This is a genomic window from Neisseria iguanae, assembly GCF_003013245.1.
GTDB classification, from domain to species: Bacteria; Pseudomonadota; Gammaproteobacteria; order Burkholderiales; family Neisseriaceae; genus Neisseria; species Neisseria iguanae.
This window is the reverse complement of record NZ_PXYY01000047.1, coordinates 1-18,935: the sequence shown is the minus strand read 5'-3', so window position 1 is coordinate 18,935 and position 18,935 is coordinate 1. Positions and strand designations below refer to the sequence as shown.

15 protein-coding genes and 5 pseudogenes are annotated in these 18,935 nt (G+C 49.3%); 16 read left to right on the top strand and 4 right to left on the bottom strand.

Going from position 1 to position 18,935, the window contains the following annotated elements; all coding sequences use genetic code 11:
* From C7N83_RS16005 to C7N83_RS08140, 6 genes and pseudogenes are all read left to right on the top strand, one after another.
* Window positions 1-463: pseudogene (locus C7N83_RS16005) on the top strand (transposase); the annotation flags it as partial.
* A gap of 243 nt (window positions 464-706) precedes the next feature.
* Complete coding sequence (panC, locus tag C7N83_RS08160; protein WP_106741912.1) at window positions 707-1,546, top strand: pantoate--beta-alanine ligase; 840 nt, start codon at window positions 707-709, stop codon at window positions 1,544-1,546.
* Between the two features lie 282 nt (window positions 1,547-1,828).
* Window positions 1,829-2,311: a LemA family protein gene (locus tag C7N83_RS08155; RefSeq protein WP_245911169.1), complete on the top strand. Its 483-nt coding sequence runs from the start codon at window positions 1,829-1,831 to the stop codon at window positions 2,309-2,311.
* Window positions 2,312-2,484: 173 nt separating this feature from the next.
* Window positions 2,485-3,306 (top strand): amino acid ABC transporter substrate-binding protein, encoded by an 822-nt coding sequence (locus tag C7N83_RS08150; protein WP_106741909.1) that lies wholly within the window; start codon window positions 2,485-2,487, stop codon window positions 3,304-3,306.
* The gene (locus C7N83_RS08145; RefSeq protein ID WP_106741907.1) at window positions 3,296-4,012 is read left to right on the top strand and encodes an amino acid ABC transporter permease; all 717 of its coding nucleotides are present in this window, start codon (window positions 3,296-3,298) and stop codon (window positions 4,010-4,012) included. The genes C7N83_RS08150 and C7N83_RS08145 overlap by 11 nt, the downstream gene beginning before the upstream one ends.
* A 9-nt stretch (window positions 4,013-4,021) precedes the next feature.
* Window positions 4,022-4,768 carry an amino acid ABC transporter ATP-binding protein gene (locus C7N83_RS08140; RefSeq protein ID WP_106741905.1) on the top strand — a complete coding sequence of 249 codons (747 nt, stop codon included), beginning with the start codon at window positions 4,022-4,024 and terminating at the stop codon, window positions 4,766-4,768.
* A gap of 150 nt (window positions 4,769-4,918) precedes the next feature.
* On the opposite strand, the pseudogene C7N83_RS08135 reads toward C7N83_RS08140, so the two are convergent.
* Window positions 4,919-5,458: pseudogene (locus C7N83_RS08135) on the bottom strand (IS1595 family transposase); the annotation flags it as partial.
* A 174-nt stretch (window positions 5,459-5,632) separates the two neighbouring features.
* Window positions 5,633-7,147 (bottom strand): polyamine aminopropyltransferase, encoded by a 1,515-nt coding sequence (locus C7N83_RS08130; RefSeq protein ID WP_106741904.1) that lies wholly within the window; start codon window positions 7,145-7,147, stop codon window positions 5,633-5,635.
* 329 nt (window positions 7,148-7,476) lie between these two features.
* Between C7N83_RS08130 and C7N83_RS08125 the strand changes: the two genes are divergently transcribed.
* The 8 genes and pseudogenes from C7N83_RS08125 to C7N83_RS08100 all read left to right on the top strand — a co-directional run bounded on the left by C7N83_RS08125 (window position 7,477) and on the right by C7N83_RS08100 (window position 13,900).
* Entirely contained in the window at window positions 7,477-7,875 is a 399-nt protein-coding gene (locus tag C7N83_RS08125) for a DUF350 domain-containing protein (protein ID WP_106741902.1), read from the top strand.
* 17 nt (window positions 7,876-7,892) lie between these two features.
* On the top strand, window positions 7,893-8,927 hold the full coding sequence (locus C7N83_RS08120; RefSeq protein WP_106741901.1) for an SPFH domain-containing protein: 1,035 nt from the start codon (window positions 7,893-7,895) through the stop codon (window positions 8,925-8,927).
* A 63-nt stretch (window positions 8,928-8,990) separates the two neighbouring features.
* A complete protein-coding gene (locus C7N83_RS14785) occupies window positions 8,991-9,281 on the top strand; it encodes a hypothetical protein (RefSeq protein WP_170064859.1) in 291 nt (96 codons plus the stop codon).
* Window positions 9,250-9,834: pseudogene (locus tag C7N83_RS08115) on the top strand (transposase). Before C7N83_RS14785 ends, C7N83_RS08115 begins: the two are co-directional and overlap by 32 nt.
* Before the next feature lie 217 nt (window positions 9,835-10,051).
* Window positions 10,052-11,584, top strand: a complete 1,533-nt coding sequence (locus C7N83_RS08110; protein ID WP_106741899.1) for a DUF4178 domain-containing protein — start codon at window positions 10,052-10,054, stop codon at window positions 11,582-11,584.
* A 9-nt stretch (window positions 11,585-11,593) separates the two neighbouring features.
* The gene (locus C7N83_RS14780) at window positions 11,594-11,743 is read left to right on the top strand and encodes a hypothetical protein (RefSeq protein WP_170064858.1); all 150 of its coding nucleotides are present in this window, start codon (window positions 11,594-11,596) and stop codon (window positions 11,741-11,743) included.
* Window positions 11,743-12,093: an adenosylmethionine decarboxylase gene (gene speD, locus C7N83_RS08105; RefSeq protein WP_106741897.1), complete on the top strand. Its 351-nt coding sequence runs from the start codon at window positions 11,743-11,745 to the stop codon at window positions 12,091-12,093. Before C7N83_RS14780 ends, speD begins: the two co-directional genes overlap by 1 nt.
* Before the next feature lie 202 nt (window positions 12,094-12,295).
* Entirely contained in the window at window positions 12,296-13,900 is a 1,605-nt protein-coding gene (locus C7N83_RS08100; protein WP_106741896.1) for an NAD(P)-binding protein, read from the top strand.
* A gap of 558 nt (window positions 13,901-14,458) precedes the next feature.
* On the opposite strand, the pseudogene C7N83_RS08095 reads toward C7N83_RS08100, so the two are convergent.
* Window positions 14,459-15,135 (bottom strand): annotated as a pseudogene (locus C7N83_RS08095) (transposase).
* A gap of 404 nt (window positions 15,136-15,539) precedes the next feature.
* Between C7N83_RS08095 and C7N83_RS08090 the strand changes: the two are divergent.
* Both C7N83_RS08090 and C7N83_RS08085 read left to right on the top strand, forming a co-directional pair.
* A complete protein-coding gene (locus tag C7N83_RS08090) occupies window positions 15,540-16,913 on the top strand; it encodes a diaminobutyrate--2-oxoglutarate transaminase (RefSeq protein ID WP_106741894.1) in 1,374 nt (457 codons plus the stop codon).
* Window positions 16,913-18,445, top strand: a complete 1,533-nt coding sequence (locus C7N83_RS08085; RefSeq protein WP_106741892.1) for a pyridoxal phosphate-dependent decarboxylase family protein — start codon at window positions 16,913-16,915, stop codon at window positions 18,443-18,445. The genes C7N83_RS08090 and C7N83_RS08085 overlap by 1 nt, the downstream gene beginning before the upstream one ends.
* Window positions 18,446-18,571: 126 nt before the next feature.
* Here the strand turns inward: C7N83_RS08085 and C7N83_RS08080 are convergent.
* Window positions 18,572-18,935, bottom strand: a pseudogene (locus C7N83_RS08080) (transposase); the annotation flags it as partial.

The following is an 18,935-nucleotide window of genomic DNA, read 5'->3' as shown; positions in this document are numbered from 1 at the left end:
TGCCCGCCGGGTGAAGAAGGACGGTAAGTTCAAACTCGGCTACAAACAGCATAGCCGTACCGGCCGTTAAGGGCTATATCGGGAAACTGCACATCAGTCCTGCAGACGGACACGGGTGCAACCACTTTGAACCGTTGCTGCAAGATATTGCCGAAGGAATCAGAGTTTAAAGGATATGACGGCAAAGCCAACCGAACGTTACTGCAACATAAAGGGCTTTCAGACGGCATTATGCGTAAGGCGCACCGGGGTTACCCATTAACAGAAGAAGATAAGAAATAAGCAATTGTCGAAAACGCGTTATGCGGTGGGGCGGGGCTTTGGTACGCTGCACCGTAAATTCCGCTATCGCCGTGCGGCTTATTTTGGTTTATTGAAAGTCACTGCGCAAAGTCATTTGAAGGCGGTTTGTATCAACCTGCCGAAGGCTGCCAACAGGCTTCGTGTGCCTGCTGCTGTCTGAAAGACGGAAATGCCCTATGAAGACGGGGAATGGGGAATATAGAAAATATAGGGGGCTTTGGACAGCAAAAAAAAACTTAATTTGATAACTTAAGTAAATTTTTTGAGGTTTTAGGGAAAGGTTTTGCAAAGGTCTCGGTATGGTTGTTTTCAAGCATACAAATTTGGTTACCACAGTCGCAAGGCGTATAATCACGCCGTTATTTTCAGACGGCCTTGCCGTCTTTAAGGATTATTCAGACTTATGCAAATCATTCATACCATTAAAGAATTGCGCGAATGGCGTAAACAGGCCGGCAAAGTGGCATTTGTGCCGACTATGGGCAATCTGCACGAAGGCCATTTGGCTTTGGTACGTGAAGCTGGAAAACGCGCTGATAATGTAGTGGTCAGTATTTTTGTCAACCGTCTTCAATTCGGCCAAGGCGAAGATTTCGATAAATATCCGCGCACTTTGCAACAGGATACCGATAAATTGGCTGATGAAGGTGTGGCGGTGGTGTTCGTTCCTGATGAAAAAGAGCTGTATCCCAATGCCGAGCAACGCTACAACGTTGAGCTTCCCTATCTGCAAAACGAATTGTGCGGCAAATTCCGCCCCGGACATTTCCGCGGTGTAGCGACTGTGGTGAGTAAATTGTTTAATATTGTTGAGGCAGATGTTGCTTGTTTCGGCAAGAAAGATTATCAGCAATTGGCGATTATTAAAGGTTTTGTGGAAGATTTAAACTTTAATGTCGAAATCGTTCCGGTCAGCACCAGCCGTGCGGCCGACGGCTTGGCTTTGTCGAGCCGCAATCAATATTTGAGTGAAACCGAGCGTGCTGAAGCACCGCGTTTATACCGTGAGTTGCAGGCAGCCGCGGCGAAATTGCAGGCAGATAATGTTGCATATACGCAAATCGAACAAGCAGCAATTAAAAACCTGACTCAGGCAGGTTGGACAGTAGATTATGTCGAAATCCGCCACGCTGAAAGTTTGGAAGTAGCACGTGTGGGCGACAAACATTTAGTAATTTTGGCTGCGGCACGTTTAGGCAGCACGCGTTTGATTGATAATTTAGAAACTTTATTAATATTGTAAATATACTTATATTTATAATAAAGACCGTCTAAAATACATTTAGACGGTCTTTTTTTATGATTAATGGAAAATTTATTCACTTTAGGTTATAATGTCGGCATAAAAGCAGTTTTGTTGTCTCTGCGCATCGTAAAAATGTAAAACCTGTCCACGATAAAATTAAACAAGGAAAACGCTATGGGAATGCTGGCAATTTTATTAATTCTTGTTTTACTGGTCGGAGCGGCCAGTATCTGCAAGCAAAAATTAACCGCTGGAAAACAAAATTATCAAGAGTCTTTTATGGCATTGAAAATTGCTTTATCCTGCCGTCATCAAGCTGCCAAACACGTTTTGGAAGCATCCCAGCTTCATCTGCTCAATGACGCAGATTTAAATCGAAACTTAGCCAAAGCTTGCGGCGAAGCTGAATGGGTGTTATCGCAAGCGGTGCGTTCGATGTCGGAAGAGTCATTAAGAACATTGAGCAAAGCCGAAAGCAAACTTACCGCTTTACTGCGCCAATTGCAAAACCATTTGCTAAACGAATTGAAACACCGCGAAGATGCCTGCTTGAGTAATCAGCTTGAAATGCTGGAAGTAGCAGAAAGCGATATATTGCATTTACGCCGCGCCTACAACCGCTCGGCAGAACGCTATAACCGTTTATTGCGTAAATTGCCGATGTCGGTTTGCGCCTATGTGTTGGGCCATAAAAACTACGCTGGTTTGATTAAATTTGAAGATAGCAATACCGCGCAAATGAGCAAGCATCTAATGGTTTGAGATTAAATAATGCAAGGCCGTCTGAAGCAGAATATTGTAATATTTTGTTTCAGACGGCCTTATTATATGTTTTGGTTATAAGTCTGTTAAGTCATAGCAGAAAGCATTCTTTGTGTTTGAAAGCCATATCCATTAAAATACCTATTTTAAAATATACATACAGGAAGCACACGATGTTGAAAAAATTCTTATTGGGCAGCATGACTGCCTTGGTTTTGGCTGCTTGTGGCGGCGAAGGCAGCCCGGCTGCTTCGGGTGCGGCACCGGCGGCCAATGCCTCAGGCTCATTGATTGAACGTATCAATAATAAAGGCACCATCACCGTCGGTACCGAAGGCACTTACGCACCATTTACCTACCACGATAAATCCGGCAAACTGACCGGCTACGATGTGGAAGTGGTTCGCGCTGTCGCAGAAAAACTGGGCGTGACGGTTGAATTTAAAGAAACCCAATGGGATGCCATGATGGCTGGCTTAAAAGCAGGACGTTTCGATGTGGTGGCCAACCAAGTGGCTTTGACCAGTCCTGAGCGCCAAGCTACATTCGATAAATCCGAGCCTTACAGCTGGAGCGGTCCAGTTTTAATCGCCCGCAACGACAGCTCTATCACATCGGTTGAAGAAATCGCCGGTAAAAAAGCGGCACAATCTTTAACCAGTAACTACGGCGAACGCGCGACTGCAGCCAAAGCAGAAATCGTGTCGGTGGACGGTTTGGCGCAATCCTTGATGCTGATTGAGCAAAAACGTGCCGAAGTTACGCTGAATGATGAATTGGCTATATTGGATTATCTGAAAAAAAACCCGAATGCCGGTGTGAAAATTGTTTGGACAGCGCCTGCCGATGAAAAAGTCGGTGCCGGTCTGATTGTCAATAAAGGCAATGGTGAAGCCTTAGCGAAATTCAGCGAAGCAATGAAAGAATTACAGGCAGACGGCACATTGAAAAAACTCGGCGAACAATTCTTCGGAAAAGACATCAGTGTTAAATAATCTACTGGCTTCATTGCCGTTTATGACCGAGACACGTGCTGATTTGGTAATCAGTGCTTTTGGGCCTATGGTCAAGGCCGGATTTTTGATATCGGTGCCGCTAGCCGCGGCCTCGTTTCTCATCGGTATGGTCATTGCCATTGTTGTGGCGGTGATTCGCGTGATGCCGTCTGAAAACCGGTTGCACAAGATTTTATCGGGTTCAGTCAAATTTTATGTTTCCTCTATCCGTGGTACGCCTATGCTGATTCAGTTGGCGGTGGTGTTTTACGGCTTGCCGGCAGTAGGCATTTACATTGATCCGATTCCGGCGGCAGTTATCGGTTTTTCGTTGAATGTCGGTGCTTATGCCTCGGAAACCATCCGAGCGGCGGTTTTGTCGGTACACAAAGGCCAGTGGGAAGCTGGTTTTTCCATCGGCATGACCTATATGCAGACCTTCCGCCGCATTATCGCACCTCAGGCTTTCCGGGTGTCTGTGCCGCCTTTGAGTAATGAGTTCATCAGCTTATTCAAAAATACATCTCTAGCCTCGTTTGTAACGGTAACGGAACTGTTCCGCACCGCTTCCGAAGTGGCCAACCGCGCGTATGACTTTTTGCCGGTGTACATCGAGGCAGGTTTGGTGTATTGGTGTTTCTGTTGGGTATTGTTCCTGATTCAGGCAAAAGTTGAAAAACGCTTCGACCGTTATGTGGCTAAATAAGGGAAAAAGATGATTAAAATCCGTAATATCCATAAAACATTTGGCGACAATACCATCTTGCGCGGCATTGATTTGGATGTGGATAAAGGCCAAGTAGTGGTGATTTTAGGGCCGTCCGGTTCGGGCAAAACCACATTTTTACGCTGCTTAAACGCTTTGGAAATGCCCGAGCAGGGGCAAATTAAATTCGATAACGTCGCTCCTTTGCGTATTAACTTCGCAGAAAAGCCGAGTAAAGCTGAGATTTTGGCTTTACGCCGAAAATCAGGTATGGTGTTTCAGCAATACAACCTTTTTCCACACAAAACCGCATTGGAAAATGTAATGGAAGGGCCGGTCTCGGTGCAGGGCAAACCGGTAGCGCAGGTGCGCGAAGCAGCTTTGGCTTTGCTGGGCAAAGTTGGTTTGGGCGATAAAGTGAACCTTTATCCGTACCAGCTATCTGGCGGCCAGCAGCAGCGTGTCGGCATTGCCCGCGCTTTGGCGATTCAGCCGGAGTTAATGCTGTTTGACGAGCCGACTTCCGCCCTCGATCCGGAATTAGTGCAGGATGTGTTGGACACCATGAAAGGGCTGGCGCAGGAAGGTTGGACGATGGTGGTCGTGACCCACGAAATCAAGTTTGCCATGGAAGTGGCGGACGTTGTGGTGGTGATGGACGGCGGCGTGATTGTAGAGCAAGGTGTGCCGGAAGTGTTGTTTGACAATCCGCAGCACCAGCGTACCCGCCGTTTCCTGCAACAAATCCGTGCGTAGTATTGAGGTTTAACAATATGAATCGGGCTCCGTCTGAAAAGGATGTTTAAAATACCATAATCTTTCTTCAGGCGGCCTTTACCTTTATGGGTTTGAATCACGTGAATGAGTAAGTTCTTTATTTCTTTTTGCTTCAGGCTATCAGCGAATTCATTTATATTTGATTTGCGGACAGATAAAAATTTTAGGGGCTGTCCCGGATAACCAGGAAAAATTCTGCTTTACTAATTGTTTTAAAATAGAAATTTGAGCTTTTATCTCACTATTTCAAAACGCCATCCACATTCCTTCAAATACAGCTCAAAATGTAGGGAATACCATTAAACTTGCGTAAATGGCGTTTTGCTTGGTTCCAAAAATGCTCAATTCCGTTAGTATGGTTTTGTCTTTCCGCAAAATGTGTACGGTGATTGAGACGAAAATGGTTAAATTCACGTATATCCAACGCATCATAACGACGATAACAATCCGATAAACAATGCTGTCAAGGTTAAGCTGTTTGCGGAGAATTGGCAGCAAGGTTATTGGGTACGGCAACAGTAAAAACGTTACCGTTTCGCTTCAAAATCCTGAAGACAGCGACTTTGCCGGCCGCACAGTGACTGTATTTACCTTGACGTTGTCCGCTAAAATCACTTTGTCAATTTCAACTTCGCCATCAGACATTTCCAAATGAGGGCTGTTACCGAAGAAGGCAACATCATGACCGAAGCCGAACAATGGGTAAAAGTGCGCCTGGTGGAAGAAGTTGCTGCTGAAGTGTGGGGCAGAGATTAAGTTTGAACAGCCATAAAAAGGCCGTCTGAACAGTGTGAAACAACTTCTTCACATTGTTCGGACAGCTCTTTTATTTTTTCAGACGGCCTACCGAATCACATTGTTCCAATCACGTTCGAAATAGTTGACCAAAATCTGGTTATTCAGATAATTCGGTTTCACATCGCGCCGTGCCATATCGGGCGGAAAGTGGAACATTGCCGCAGTAGTTTCGGCATTGAGAAAGCGGGTAGGCACATCATAGCTTTGCGAAATCGTAAAATTATTTTCCGCCGCAGCCAGCACAAATCCCCATTCTCCGAATGAAGGGACATAAACATGATACGGCGCGGTATGGAAACCGGCTGCTTCCAGCGTGGCAACCACCGACCAATAAGCATTCGGCGCGAAATAAGGCGAAGTGGATTGCACCACGGTTCGGCCTTGCGGTTTCAAATGGCGTGCGACCAAGCGATACATCGGCACGGAATAGAGTTTACCCAAGGAAAAATTCGACGGGTCGGGCAAATCAATGATCACCACGTCAAATTGATCATGATTGGTTTCCAGCCATTTGGCTGCGTCATCGTTGACGACATTCATTTTCGGGTGCGACAACGCACCTTGGTTGAGTGCGCTCAAAGTGGCGGAAGTTTGGAAAGTGGCGGTCATGTCGGGATCTAAATCCACCAGCGTAACCTTTTTCACTTCAGGATATTTCAACACTTCCCGTGCGGCCAAGCCGTCACCGCCGCCGAGGATTAATATGTTTTCACGCTGCGCACTCATCTGCATGGCAGGCAGTACCAAGGCCTCGTGGTAGCGCGCTTCATCGCGTGATGAAAACTGCAAATTGCCGTTGATATACAGGCGTGTATCGTCTTTCCAGCGGGTAACCACCAACCGCTGATAGGGTGAGTGGCTTTCATAGACAACCGGGTCGCCGAAGTAGCGTTGCTCGGCTTGGAAGGTAATGCGGTCGGCGTATAAAAATGCTGCCGCCAAAATGAGCAGCACTGCCGCCGAACGGATTTGCAGCGCTTTATAATTTTTCAATTGTGTTTTGAATACACGCGCGGTCAGTGCAGCGACGGCGGCATTAAACAGGCCGAACAATAAGGCCGAACGGGCCATGCCGAGTTTGGGGGCGAGTATCAACGGAAACAAAAGCGATACGGCCAATGCGCCCAGGTAATCAAAGGTCAGCACCTTGGCGACTAATTCTTTGAAGTCGGTTTTTTGCTGGTCCAACACACGCATTACCAGTGGAATTTCCATGCCGACGATGGTACCGACAATCAACACAAGTGCGTAAAGCAAAGTGCGGAACGGCGCGGCAGAAAAGCCGAATGCCACAAACAAAGCCAGCGCAGAAACACCGCCGATAATGCCGACCAGCAATTCGATTTCGATAAAACGCGCCAGCGTGTCTTCGTCTTTGACATATTTCGACAAATGTGCACCGATGCCCATTGAAAAAAGATACAGGCCGATGATGGATGAAAATTGCAGAATGCTGTCGCCTAAAAGATAGCTGGCAAGTGCGGCCAGAATGAGTTCGTAAGCCAAGCCGCAACTGGCGACAATGAAAACGGAAATAATAAGCGTGCGGTTGGGTTTCATGTTTCAGACGGCCTGTGGCGGGTGGGGCAGTAATATAGTATTTTCAAAACAAAAAAGGCTGACGCCTTTGCAGAACCCTAGACTTGAGTACAGTTCGAAGTTACAGCAGCACAGGAAGTTCAGGTATCTTACTAAAGATAGGTAAGCTTTCGAGCAACGTATAACTAAAAAATGTGCCAAAGATAGGGATTTTGCAAAGGTCTCAAGCCGTCTGAAAAGCTTAGCTTGAAATAGAGATTTCAGATGGCATGTGCATTGTCAGCAGCGATAGCCAATGGCATAATCAGCAAAAGTTTCCGGCAATTATACCAAATCAAAGGATTTCTATCGTGAGCATTTCCCCAGCCCAGTATTTTCTGTATCTGCAATACATACTTGCCGGTGTGGCGATGACGGTGGTGTTTGCCGCGGTTTATCTGCGCATCACGCCTGCCGAAGAATTGCGCCTGATTAAAAACGGCAACTTGGCTTGCGCATTATCGTTTGGCGGCGCATTGGTAGGTTTTTGCGTGACCTTGGCATCGAGTATTTCCCACAGCGTCGGATTTGCCGATTTTATTTTGTGGGGCTTGGGTGCGGCAGTGGTGCAGATTTTGGTGTATTTCGCGTCCACTTGCATGATTAAAGGCGCCAATGAAGAGTTGATTAACAACAACGTCGCGGTGGGTGCGCTGTTTGGCGCAGTTTCCGTGTCTATCGGTTTATTAAACGCGGCATGTTTGACCTAAATATTCGGGAGCAAAAAATGGCTTTATTCGACTTTATCAAAAAACAATTTATTGACGTCATTCAATGGCCGGATCCAGATGAGCGCCTACTGATGTGGCGTTTTCCCATGCAGGACGAAGAAATTCAAAACGGCGCCAGCCTTACTGTGCGTGAAGCACAGATGGCGATGTTTGTCGATGAAGGCGTGACGGCAGATGTATTCGATGCAGGGCGTTACACGCTCAACACGCAGACGCTGCCTGTGCTCACCAATCTGAAAAACTGGGATAAATTATTCCAATCGCCATTTAAATCAGATGTTTATTTCTTTAATACCAAACGACAGCTTGCCCGAAAATGGGGCACCGCCCAGCCGGTGACCGTGCGCGATTCGGAATTCGGTGCGGTGCAGTTGCGCTCGTTCGGCATGTATTCTTACCGCGTGAACGACCCGGCCAAATTATTCAAAGAAGTCACCGGCGTGACCACGGCATACAGCGGCGAAGAATTGGAAGCGCAACTGCGTAATATTGTGGTAACGCAATTGGCCGCCGCCTTCGGCACATCAGGTATTCCGTTTCTCGACATGGCGGCCAATCAAGTGCTGCTGTCGCAAAAAATAGCTGAGTTGTTGGCCGCCGAATTTGCCAAACTGGGTTTGCTGCTGGAAAACTTCACCGTTGAGAGCGTTTCCCTGCCCGAAGCCATTCAAGCAGCTTTGGACAAAAAAATCTCTATGGGCGTTATTGGCGATTTGGGCAGATACGCCCAATACCAAACCGCCGAAGCCATCACCAAGGCCGCAGAAAACGAAGGCGGCTTGGCCGGCATCGGTGCCGGCATCGGCGTAGGCGCGGGCGTGGGGCAAACCATGGCCGGTGCAATGGCCGGAATGCTGCAACCAGACCAAGCCCAAGCTGCGCCGGCCAATCCGGTTCAGCCGGCCGCCGAACCAGCAGGAGACCCACAAAGCAAGCTGGCCAAACTCAAAACCTTGTTCGATGAAGGTTTGATTTCGCAAGAAGACTACAACCAAGCGAAGGCCGAAGTGTTGAAAAAACTGATAGGCTAAGGTGAAAAGGCCATCTGAAAAGGTTTTGGTTTTCAGACGGCTGGGATTGGTAAAAACAAAAGAATGTTAGGTTTAATTATTTTTGTCATTGCGGTCTGTTTTGTGTGTATGTTTTTGGTTGTAGAAATGGCAGGCCATCAACCGAACAGACACAGAAAATCACGACAAAATAGTAATAAAAAGAAGCAAAGTAATTTAAATAGGGAAGAAAAAACGGCGCTTAAAGGGGCGATTGGTGAGCAAATTATTAAAGTACAAGTTTTATCAAAGCTTGATGCAACGCGTACCGTTGAATGTCTAAAGAAAACTCCTCCGGTTTTTCATACCGGAAGCCACCGCCCGTGCAGCCGCTGATATTCTGGGTATCCAACCCGGTTGGGCTATGTTGTCCTACCGCAAAACCCGCCAAGCGGCTGCCTGTCATTTGGCACAGGAAGCCGGCGGGGTTTTCAGAGGCCCCACCGGGCCGGACGGGGGTTGTTTCGGCGGTCGGCGTAAGGGCAAACGCGGACGCGCGGCAGCAGGGAAAGCGGCTGTATCCGGCACCTTAAAGCGGCAGGGAAAGGTTGGTACCGCCGTTGTGGGAATAACGGAAAGGATGCCTTATTTCCGGTTATCAAACAGCAAACAACACCTGACAGCATTGTTTATACCGGTAGTAACAGGAACTGTAGCGTGCTTAATGCGGGGCAGGTTCGCGCATCAGCGTATCAACCGTTCACAGCTTTTCGCATACCGTCAAAACCCTATCGGCGGCATTGGAAATTGTTGGGACCGGGCGAAGTGCGTCTTGCGCAAATACAATGGGGTTGGCTGTAAACCTTTCCCGCTGTCCTTGAAAGAATGCGGGTTCCGCTTTGACTTCAGCGCACCGTCCGGGCAGCTTGAAATGCTGCGGAAATGGTGAGGCTAATCTACGTCAGCCCCTTATTCATTATATTCAGATGCATGAAAAAGAAGTTTTCAGTATTGAGCAATGTATTAAATTTTGTAGAGTTTTATCAAATCCTGAGTTTGAAGCGACGCCTGAGCGGATTGAACAGTATGTTCAGTTATTAAGACAAAAAGAGACTTCAGATGGCCTGCATGCCGTCTGAAACGTTCCCGATAAAATAAACAAATCCATGTCAACAACGCCTTTTTTCAAAACCGATTGTCCAAGCTGCGGCGCGCCAGTGCAAGCGTATTCGGCTACCGCTGTGACGCTGGTGTGCAGCTATTGCAACAGCATGCTGGTGCGCCACGACGGCAGCATAGCTGATACCGGCCGCGATTCCGCGCTGCTGGAAGATTTCAGCCCGCTGCAAATCGGCACGACTGGCCGCTTTCTGCTGCGTGGTTTTTCTATTATCGGCCGATTGCAGGCATATTATGATGGCGGGGTGTGGAACGAGTGGTATGTGCTGTTTGATGACGGGCACGATGGTTGGCTTTCGGAAGCAGGCGATTTGTATGTGATGACCATGTCCGACCGTTTGCTCCAGCCAATGCCGAATTTTCACGACATCCGTGCCGGTTTCAGCACCTTAAACCACAACGGCAAGCAGTTTATGGCATCTGATGTACGCGAAATCAGCTTGAGCCAAACGGCGGTGCAAGGCGAATTGCCGTTTCGGATTCAGGGCAAAACGGTTAGCCGCACGGCCGATTGGCGTTGCGAAAACCTGTTTCTGACCTTGGATTATGCTGAAGCCGAACCGCAAGCCTTTGTCGGGCGCATGGTCAAACTTGATGATTTACATTTGACCAATACCCGCAGCGATGATCAAATCCGCGAAAGCGCAGGCCGTCTGAAAGGTTTGCGGCAGACGGAAGGTTGTCCGAATTGCGGCGGATCCGTGCATTGGGTCAGCGGTTTGGCCGAACATATCGTCTGCCCGAGCTGTGCCAGTGAATTGCAGGCAGATAAAGACAAAATCAGACTGATTGAAGCCAACCACATGCGGCAGGCACAGGGAAAGCTGTTTATGCTGCCAGTGGGCAGTCAAGGCCGTCTGAAAAACCGCGATTATTATGTGATGGGCGCAGTGCGTTACAGCGAAACCGGTGCGCAGGAGACTTTCGACAAAATGTTCGGTATGGCAAACCACGCTTTGGTAGCGGAAAGCTGGTGGGCAGAATATCTGCTGTATCACCCGCAACATGGTTTCGGTTGGCTGGTGCAAACGGCAGAGGGAAAATGGAGCGTTTCCGAAACACTCAACGAATGGCCGCGCTTAAACCAATACAATCAGCCGCAAGGTTGTGAAAAGCTTTACGATTACGGCGGCCGTGTGGAAGTAGCGGCAGGTGCGTTTTATTGGCAGGTGCGGCAGGGCGATTTGAATTATTACACCGATTACCGCCAAGGCAGCGGTAAATTGAGTGCGGCACTGTCGAAAAATGAATTGGCGTGGAGCAAAAACACCCCCATCCGCTACAGCGAAATTGCCCAAGCCTTCGGTTTGACGCAAAGCCGCGCGCCGCAATACACCGCCAACATGCGTTCCGACGGCGTGAGTAACAGCTTGCGCCTGTTGATGATGGGTATTTTGCTGATGATTAACGCACCGGCATGGCTGATGATGGGTTCGGAACAAATCTTTAACGAATCAATGATTCCGACCATTTTCGGTATCGCCTTTATCTGGTTTTTAGGCCGCAGCGACGACGATTAGGAAAACAAAATGTCTAAAACCGCTTATATTATGTTTGCTTCGCTGATTGTGCTGATGGTGACTTTCAACAATTATTCTATTGTCAGCGACAGTGATTCCAGCGGCTCTCGCACCCATGGCGGCGGCTACGTCGGCGGTTCGGCCGGAGGACACAAATAATGCAGTCTGAAAATCACGGTTTGCTGGATTTATACGGCTGCCATGTCGAAGCCTTAAAAGACGAAGGTTGTCTCAAAGGCTGGCTCACCGAAGCAGCACAAGCGGCAGGTGCGACCATACTCGGCAGCCATTTTCACTCATTCGGCGGCGAAGGCGGCGTAACAGGTGTGTTGCTGTTGGCCGAATCGCACATCAGCATCCACACTTGGCCGGAACACGGCTTTGCTGCCGTGGACGCTTTCATTTGTGGCAGCAGCGAACTCGAAACCGTACGCCGGATATTGCAAAAAGCATTGCAAGCCACGCACAGCGAATGGACAGTACAACGCCGGGGCAGCCGTTTGGCCTGATATTTTTTACTTATTGCTGAAACCTTTGCAACTCCAGAATTTGAGTGCACTTCAAAGCAGGCGCATCACAGAACGTGTAGGCACATCATACAGATAGGCAAGTGTTCGAGAAGCGCGGCGTGAAAGAAATGTGCTAAGATGAGTGTTTGGCGAAGGATCCCGCCCGCCGTTTCAGACGGCCTTATTCTTTCCGACAATATTCATGAACACCACCCGCCGCCAGTTTATCGGCTACAGCGCAGCCCTGACCGCCGCTTCCGTTTTTTCCTGTCTCGGCTACCGCCACCTCAATGCCGCACCTACTGTTTCGGTCAACCGTGTCGGTTTGCCGTTGGGGCACTTGTTGCGCGACCGCAAACTACCGTACACCCCGAAGAAGCATTACCAGTGCCAAACCCTGATTTTAGGCAGTGGTGCGGCGGGTTTGAGCGCGTTGTGGTATTTGTCGAAACACGGCCACCGCAATGTGTTGCTTGCCGAAGGCCTTGAACCGGATGGCAACAATGCTGCCTACCGTTTTTCAGACGGCTTGGCTGCCCCAGGCGGCGCACATTATTTGGCGCTGCCGTCGAAAGAAAGCAGCCATATCCGCGACATGTTGCGCGACTTTGATATTTTGCAGTTCGACGGCAGTTATTGCGAGACCGATTTGGTTCATGCGCCCGAAGCACGTTTGTTTTACCGCCAATCGTGGCAGGCAGATTTGCTGCCTGAAGACGATGACGACAGCCGCCGCTTTTTTACGCTGATAGGCCGTTTGAAAAAAGCCTACGGCAGCGACGGCAAAAAAATCTTTGCCATTCCGATTGCCTTGTCATCGCAGGATACGCAATGGCGTGCGCTCGATAAATTGACTTTTGCGCAATGGTTGGATCAGGAACGCTATCACTCACCAACTTTGCGCTGGTATCTCGATTATTGCTGCCGCGATGATTACGGGCAGGGCATTGCGCAGGTTTCCGCGTTTGCCGGATTGCATTATTTTGCTGCCCGCAACAGCGCCGATACGGTATTGACTTGGCCTCAGGGCCTGGCACATTTGTCGGCCAAGCTGCGCGAAAAAAGCGGCCTTCAAAACTTAAATTCATGGCCGTCTGAAAATCTTATCCGCTTCTCGCAACCTGCTTCTATCCATGCTTCCGCATTGAAGATTCACGAACATTCAGACGGCGTGGATGTTTTGCTGTATGACCGGAATAGTGGCGAAACCTATGCCGTTACCGCCCGACACGTCATCAGCGCCATGCCCTTGATGGTGGCTGCACACATCGTCGACAAACCGCAGCAATACGGTTTGCGTACACCCGAATACACGCCGTGGCTGGTAGGAAATTTTGTACTCAATAGTTTTCCTAAAGAGCAGGGCAACAGTGAACTGGCGTGGGACAATGTCGTTTACGGAAGCCAATCTTTAGGCTATGTCGTCGCCACCCACCAATACATCCGCGTTGCCAAGCCCGAGCGCACTATCTTCACCGCCTATACCGCCCTTAGCCACGACACGCCGCAAAATATCCGCTACTGGCTGCTTGAAGCAAGCAGCCGGGCATTATTGGAAACTGCAGCCCAAGATTTATTGAGCGTGTACGGCCAATCATTTTGGCAACACGTCGAACACGTTGACCTGACCGTCCGCGGCCATGCCATGAGTGTCCCCAAAGCGGGCTATCTTGACGATAGCAGTCTGATTGCCCTACGGGAACATCACTCAAAATTATTGTTTGCCCACAGCGATTTAAGCGGTTATTCGGTGTTTGAAGAGGCGGCATATTGGGGGATTGAAGCGGCCAAGAAGGTGTTGGAGTGATGCTTTGATTGCAGGATTTCATGAGATTTTAGATAGCCCTTGAATCTATAGCGTGTGTGCATACGTCTGCTGAATTCGTGCTTATAGAAAAAGGAGAGCGTCTTCGCTATCAATGAATGGAAAAATGAAGTAAAAACTTTGCAAGCAGACAACAAGAGTCTCTACAATCAAATATTAGAGGATACGAGAAAGAAGTAGCACAAACAGAAAAAAGGGAAGACTGGTAACGGCTACCATCATCGGCATTTCCTTACATCAAGCATAAACATACCAAATTTAGGCCTATTGGATATTTGGGATGATTTTTCATCTTGGCCGTACCCGGCATCCCCGATTTCCTGTCCCGTCCAAATGCGGACAAAAGGTTCAAATTGCGTTTCAGGCTGTGATACGCACTTCCCGGCTTCTTACGGGTGTACCACCACGGCTTCTTTCCTGCCTCATCAAAACCGCGCCCGTTTAAATAGCCTTTATGCGTTTCATACCACGCTGCCAAGGCCGTCTGAAATCCGGTTTAGGATTGTTACGGGAATATTAAAAAAAAGGGACTGACGCAGATTAGCCCCAAACACCACACCATTGCCGCAACATTTCAAGCTGCCCGGACGGTGCGCCAAAGTTAAAGCGGAACCCGCATCCTTTCAAGGGTAGAGGGAAAGGTTTACGCTCAATCCTCCTTGTATTTGCGCAAGACGCACTTCGCCCGGTTCCAACAATTTCCAATGCCGCCGATAGGGTTTTGACAGTCTGCAAAAAACCGTGAACGGTTGATACGCTGATGCGCGAACCTGCCCGCATCAAGCACGCCACAGCCCCTGTCACTACCGGTATGAACAATGCCGTCAGGTGTTGTTTGCTGTTTGATAACCGGAAATAACGTATCCTTCCCGTTATCCCCCCACAACGGCGGTACCAACCTTTCCCTGCCGCTTTAAGGTGCCGGATACAGCCGCTTTCCCTGCTGCCGCGCATCCGCGTTTACCCTTACGCCGACCGCCGAAATAACCCCCGTCCGGCCCGGTAGGGCCTCTGAAAACCCCGCCGGCTTCCTGCGCCAAATGACAGGCAGCCGCTTGGCGGGTTTTGCGGTAGGACAACACAGCCCAACCGGGTTGGATACCCAAAATATCAGCGGCTGCACGGGCTGTGGCTTCCGGTACGAAAAACCGGAGGAGTTTTCTTTGGGTATTCTTTGTTAATTTGCAATGGTTATCTTTATTTTTGCCGTCTGACATGACTGCTAGTCTGCTTCAGCCCTAAAAATAAATATATGGCATTATTATGCTAATCTTAATATCGTTAATATCAATCAATATTTTATTTTTAATAGAAAATATTTTTAATAAAAACCTGAAAAACACTTTATTTTTTAAAAAATCGGCGTATCATACCCTACTTGCCAGTACGCTACGGGTCGGTTTTGCCGATTCCGGGCGTTTTTTCTTTGCTTAGTATCTGCCGGTTCAACCCATGGTCATAATGGGGTGCAGACTGCTATTCGAGACCGCGTACTGCACGGGGTGCGCAGCTTTGTGCTGTTAGCATCCATTGTGGGGGTTTTATCACACGGTAAAACCTGTTCTTTCGGGCAATTTTTATTTCTCCGCCCGCTAACCCTTATCCGAGATGGTAATCAGATATGAGCGTTACGCCTGTAAATCCTATTTCCAATGCCAGCAATGAGCATTACTTAACCCGTCAAAACGAGATGGAATCCAATGTCCGCAGCTATCCGCGCAAATTGCCGTTGGCGATTGCCAAGGCACATGGCTGTTGGGTGACTGATGTTGAAGGCAATGATTATTTAGACTGCTTGGCCGGTGCCGGCACTTTGGCTTTAGGGCACAATCATCCTGCTGTGATTCAAAGTATTCAAGACACTTTGGCCAACGGTTTGCCGTTGCATACTTTAGACATCACCACGCCGCTGAAAGACGCGTTTTCTGAAGCCTTACTGGCATATTTTCCCGGCGGAAAAGAAAACTACCGTCTGCAATTTTGCGGCCCCACAGGTGCGGATGCCGCTGAAGCGGCGGTGAAACTGGCGAAAACCTTTACCGGCCGCGGTAATGTCATCAGTTTTTCCGGCGGCTACCACGGCATGACGCAAGGCTCTTTGGCGCTGACCGGTAATTTGAGTGCAAAAAATGCGGTGCAAAACCTGATGCCGGGCGTGCAGTTTCTGCCGTATCCGCACGAATACCGTTGCCCGCTGGGCATCGGCGGCGAGGCCGGTGTCGATGCGCTGACGTATTATTTTGAAAACTTTATCGAAGACGCGGAAAGCGGCGTAGTCAAACCAGCTGCAGTGATTTTAGAAGCCATTCAGGGCGAAGGCGGCGTAGTTGTTGCGCCTGTCAAATGGCTGAAAAAAATCCGCGAAGTCACGGCCAAACACGGCATTTTGATGATTGTTGACGAAGTGCAGGCTGGTTTCTGCCGTTCGGGCAAAATGTTTGCCTTCCAACATGCAGAGATTGAACCTGATGTCGTGGTGATGTCGAAAGCGGTCGGCGGCAGCTTGCCGTTGGCGGTGTTGGCGATTAAAAAAGAATTTGACGCATGGCAGCCTGCCGGACACACCGGCACTTTCCGTGGCAACCAATTGGCGATGGCCACGGGCTATGCTTCGCTGCAAGTGATGAAAGAGCAAAACTTGGCGCAAAACGCGCAAGAACAGGGTGATTTTATTCAAGCCGGATTGAAAAAAATGGCGCAGGAATTTCCATGCATCGGCAACGTGCGCGGTCGTGGTTTGATGATCGGCATTGAAATTGTCGACGAACGCCCGCCGGCTGATCACATAGGTTCGCTGCCTGCCGATGCCGGCTTAGCCGCGGAAATCCAAAAGGCTTGCTTTGCCAACAAATTGCTGCTGGAGCGCGGCGGCCGTAACGGCACAGTCGTGCGCATATTGGCACCGCTGATTATCAGCCGCGAAGAGAGCGAAGAATTTTTGCGCCGTTTCCGCCAATCTTTGGCTGACGCGCTGAAGAAAGTGCGGGGCGCATAATGGCAGATTTTGCTCAACACCAACGCGCGCTGCTTTGTAACAATAAGCAATCAGTGTCTGGTTATCAGGCAGCGATGAATGATGCGGTGCAGGCAGTGGCTGCGTGGTTAAACGAAGACAAAATGTACACCGGCGGCAGCATCCGCCAATTGCGTGAAAAAGTGTCGTTCAGGCCGTCTGAAAACGGTTTGGGCTTACACGATGCTTTGCAACGCGCGGTGGAACTGTTTTTAAACAACAGCTTGAAAGTGCATCACCCGCACTCGTTGGCGCATTTGCATTGCCCGACCTTAGTTGCCGGCCAAGTGGCGGAAGTGTTGATTAATGCGGCCAACCAATCGATGGATTCGTGGGATCAAAGTCCGGCAGCTTCCTTGATGGAAGAGCAGATGATCGACTGGTTGCGGCAGAAGCTCGGCTACGGTAAAGGCACGGCAGGCGTGTTCACTTCCGGCGGTACGCAATCCAATCTGATGGGTTTATTACTTGCACGCGATGCCTGCATTGCCAAACACTGGCAAACTTCAGAAGGCATTGAATGGAGCGTACAACGCGACGGCCTGCCGCCTGAAGCATTGCAGAAAGTGAAAGTAGTTTGCTCGGAAAACGCGCACTTTTCGGTGCAGAAAAACATGGCAGTGATGGGTATGGGCTTTCAATCGGTGGTGACCGTGCCGGTCAACCGCTACGGCCAAATCAATATCGCCGCATTGGCGCAAACACTAGACAATTTGGCTGCCGAAGGTAAAATCATTGCCTGCGTCGTGGCTACCGCAGGCACCACCGATGCCGGTGCGATTGACGATTTGACAGCTGTCCGCGCCGAAGCCAACCGCCACGGCGCATGGGTACACATCGATGCGGCATGGGGCGGCGCATTGCTGCTCTCCAGTGAATTCCGCCACATGATTGACGGTATTGAATTGGCGGATTCGGTGACACTCGATTTTCACAAACACTTTTTCCAAAGCATTTCCTGCGGTGCGTTTTTACTGAAAAATGAGAAAAATTTCCGCTTCATTCATTATGAAGCCGAATACCTCAATTCAGCTTACGATGCCGAACACGGTGTGCCGAATCTGGTATCGAAATCGCTGCAAACCACGCGTCGCTTCGATGCTTTGAAATTGTGGCTCACTATCGAATCCTTAGGGGAAACGCTGTACGGTTCGATTATCGACAACGGCATTAAGCTGGCAAAAGAAGTCGGGCAGTACATCAGCGCCGCCGAAGGCTTGGAAATGACGCTCGCGCCCCAGTTTGCGTCGGTTTTGTTCCGCGTGAATCCGCAAGGCTATCCGGCCGAAAACATTGACAGTCTGAACCAAAATGTGGCGGACGAACTGTTTGCCCGCGGTGAAGCGAACATCGGCGTGACCAAAGTGGGCGGTGTTCAATCATTGAAATTGACTTTGCTCAGTCCGATTGTTACGCTGGAAAATGTGAAAACGCTGTTGGCACAAGTGCAGCAGGAAGCCGAACGCATTAAAGATGCGATTGCTTCGGGGAGCTATACGCCGCCGATTGATTAACGTTTGACGATTGAGTAATTAAAGATAAAAAGGCCGTCTGAAACAGAATTTGTTTCAGACGGCCCGAAACCTTTGCAAAACCCTTTCCCAAAAGAGGTCGTTCAAAATCCTGTGTCAGCTTGAATTCTACAACCGGATAATGCCGTCCGGCCGGCCGTCAAAACAAACCGCCAACTGCGGGAGCGTCTGCCCTCGGTTTGCAATCGGCATCGCCCATTTCCCCAAAGTCTTACCGATACCGCCATATAAAAGCTTCAACAAGCCGGTTTCATTGGGGAATGCGCCTTGGGTTTTGGCCAGCTTCCGAAACTGGCGGTGTACCGCCTCTGCCGCATTGGTCGTATAAATCGGTTTGCGTACGGTTCCGGGGCAGCGGAAACAGGCAGACAGGAGCGGCCGTTTGCTGCGCCATGACTGTATCACTTTCGGGTATTTCCGCTCCATTCCTCTTCCGGTCCGTCCAAAGCCGCTTCCGCCGCTTCGCGGTATA

What these genes read in the sequence shown, in the direction of transcription:
- C7N83_RS08090 (WP_106741894.1), top strand. Translation starts at nt 15,540, where the DNA reads ATGAGCGTTACGCCTGTAAATCCTATTTCCAATGCCAGCAATGAGCAT.
- speD (WP_106741897.1), top strand. Translation starts at nt 11,743, where the DNA reads ATGCAGTCTGAAAATCACGGTTTGCTGGATTTATACGGCTGCCATGTC.
- C7N83_RS08130 (WP_106741904.1), bottom strand. Translation starts at nt 7,147, where the DNA reads ATGAAACCCAACCGCACGCTTATTATTTCCGTTTTCATTGTCGCCAGT.
- C7N83_RS14780 (WP_170064858.1), top strand. Translation starts at nt 11,594, where the DNA reads ATGTCTAAAACCGCTTATATTATGTTTGCTTCGCTGATTGTGCTGATG.
- C7N83_RS08155 (WP_245911169.1), top strand. Translation starts at nt 1,829, where the DNA reads ATGGCATTGAAAATTGCTTTATCCTGCCGTCATCAAGCTGCCAAACAC.
- C7N83_RS08085 (WP_106741892.1), top strand. Translation starts at nt 16,913, where the DNA reads ATGGCAGATTTTGCTCAACACCAACGCGCGCTGCTTTGTAACAATAAG.
- panC (WP_106741912.1), top strand. Translation starts at nt 707, where the DNA reads ATGCAAATCATTCATACCATTAAAGAATTGCGCGAATGGCGTAAACAG.
- C7N83_RS08110 (WP_106741899.1), top strand. Translation starts at nt 10,052, where the DNA reads ATGTCAACAACGCCTTTTTTCAAAACCGATTGTCCAAGCTGCGGCGCG.
- C7N83_RS08120 (WP_106741901.1), top strand. Translation starts at nt 7,893, where the DNA reads ATGGCTTTATTCGACTTTATCAAAAAACAATTTATTGACGTCATTCAA.
- C7N83_RS14785 (WP_170064859.1), top strand. Translation starts at nt 8,991, where the DNA reads ATGTTAGGTTTAATTATTTTTGTCATTGCGGTCTGTTTTGTGTGTATG.
- C7N83_RS08100 (WP_106741896.1), top strand. Translation starts at nt 12,296, where the DNA reads ATGAACACCACCCGCCGCCAGTTTATCGGCTACAGCGCAGCCCTGACC.
- C7N83_RS08140 (WP_106741905.1), top strand. Translation starts at nt 4,022, where the DNA reads ATGATTAAAATCCGTAATATCCATAAAACATTTGGCGACAATACCATC.
- C7N83_RS08150 (WP_106741909.1), top strand. Translation starts at nt 2,485, where the DNA reads ATGTTGAAAAAATTCTTATTGGGCAGCATGACTGCCTTGGTTTTGGCT.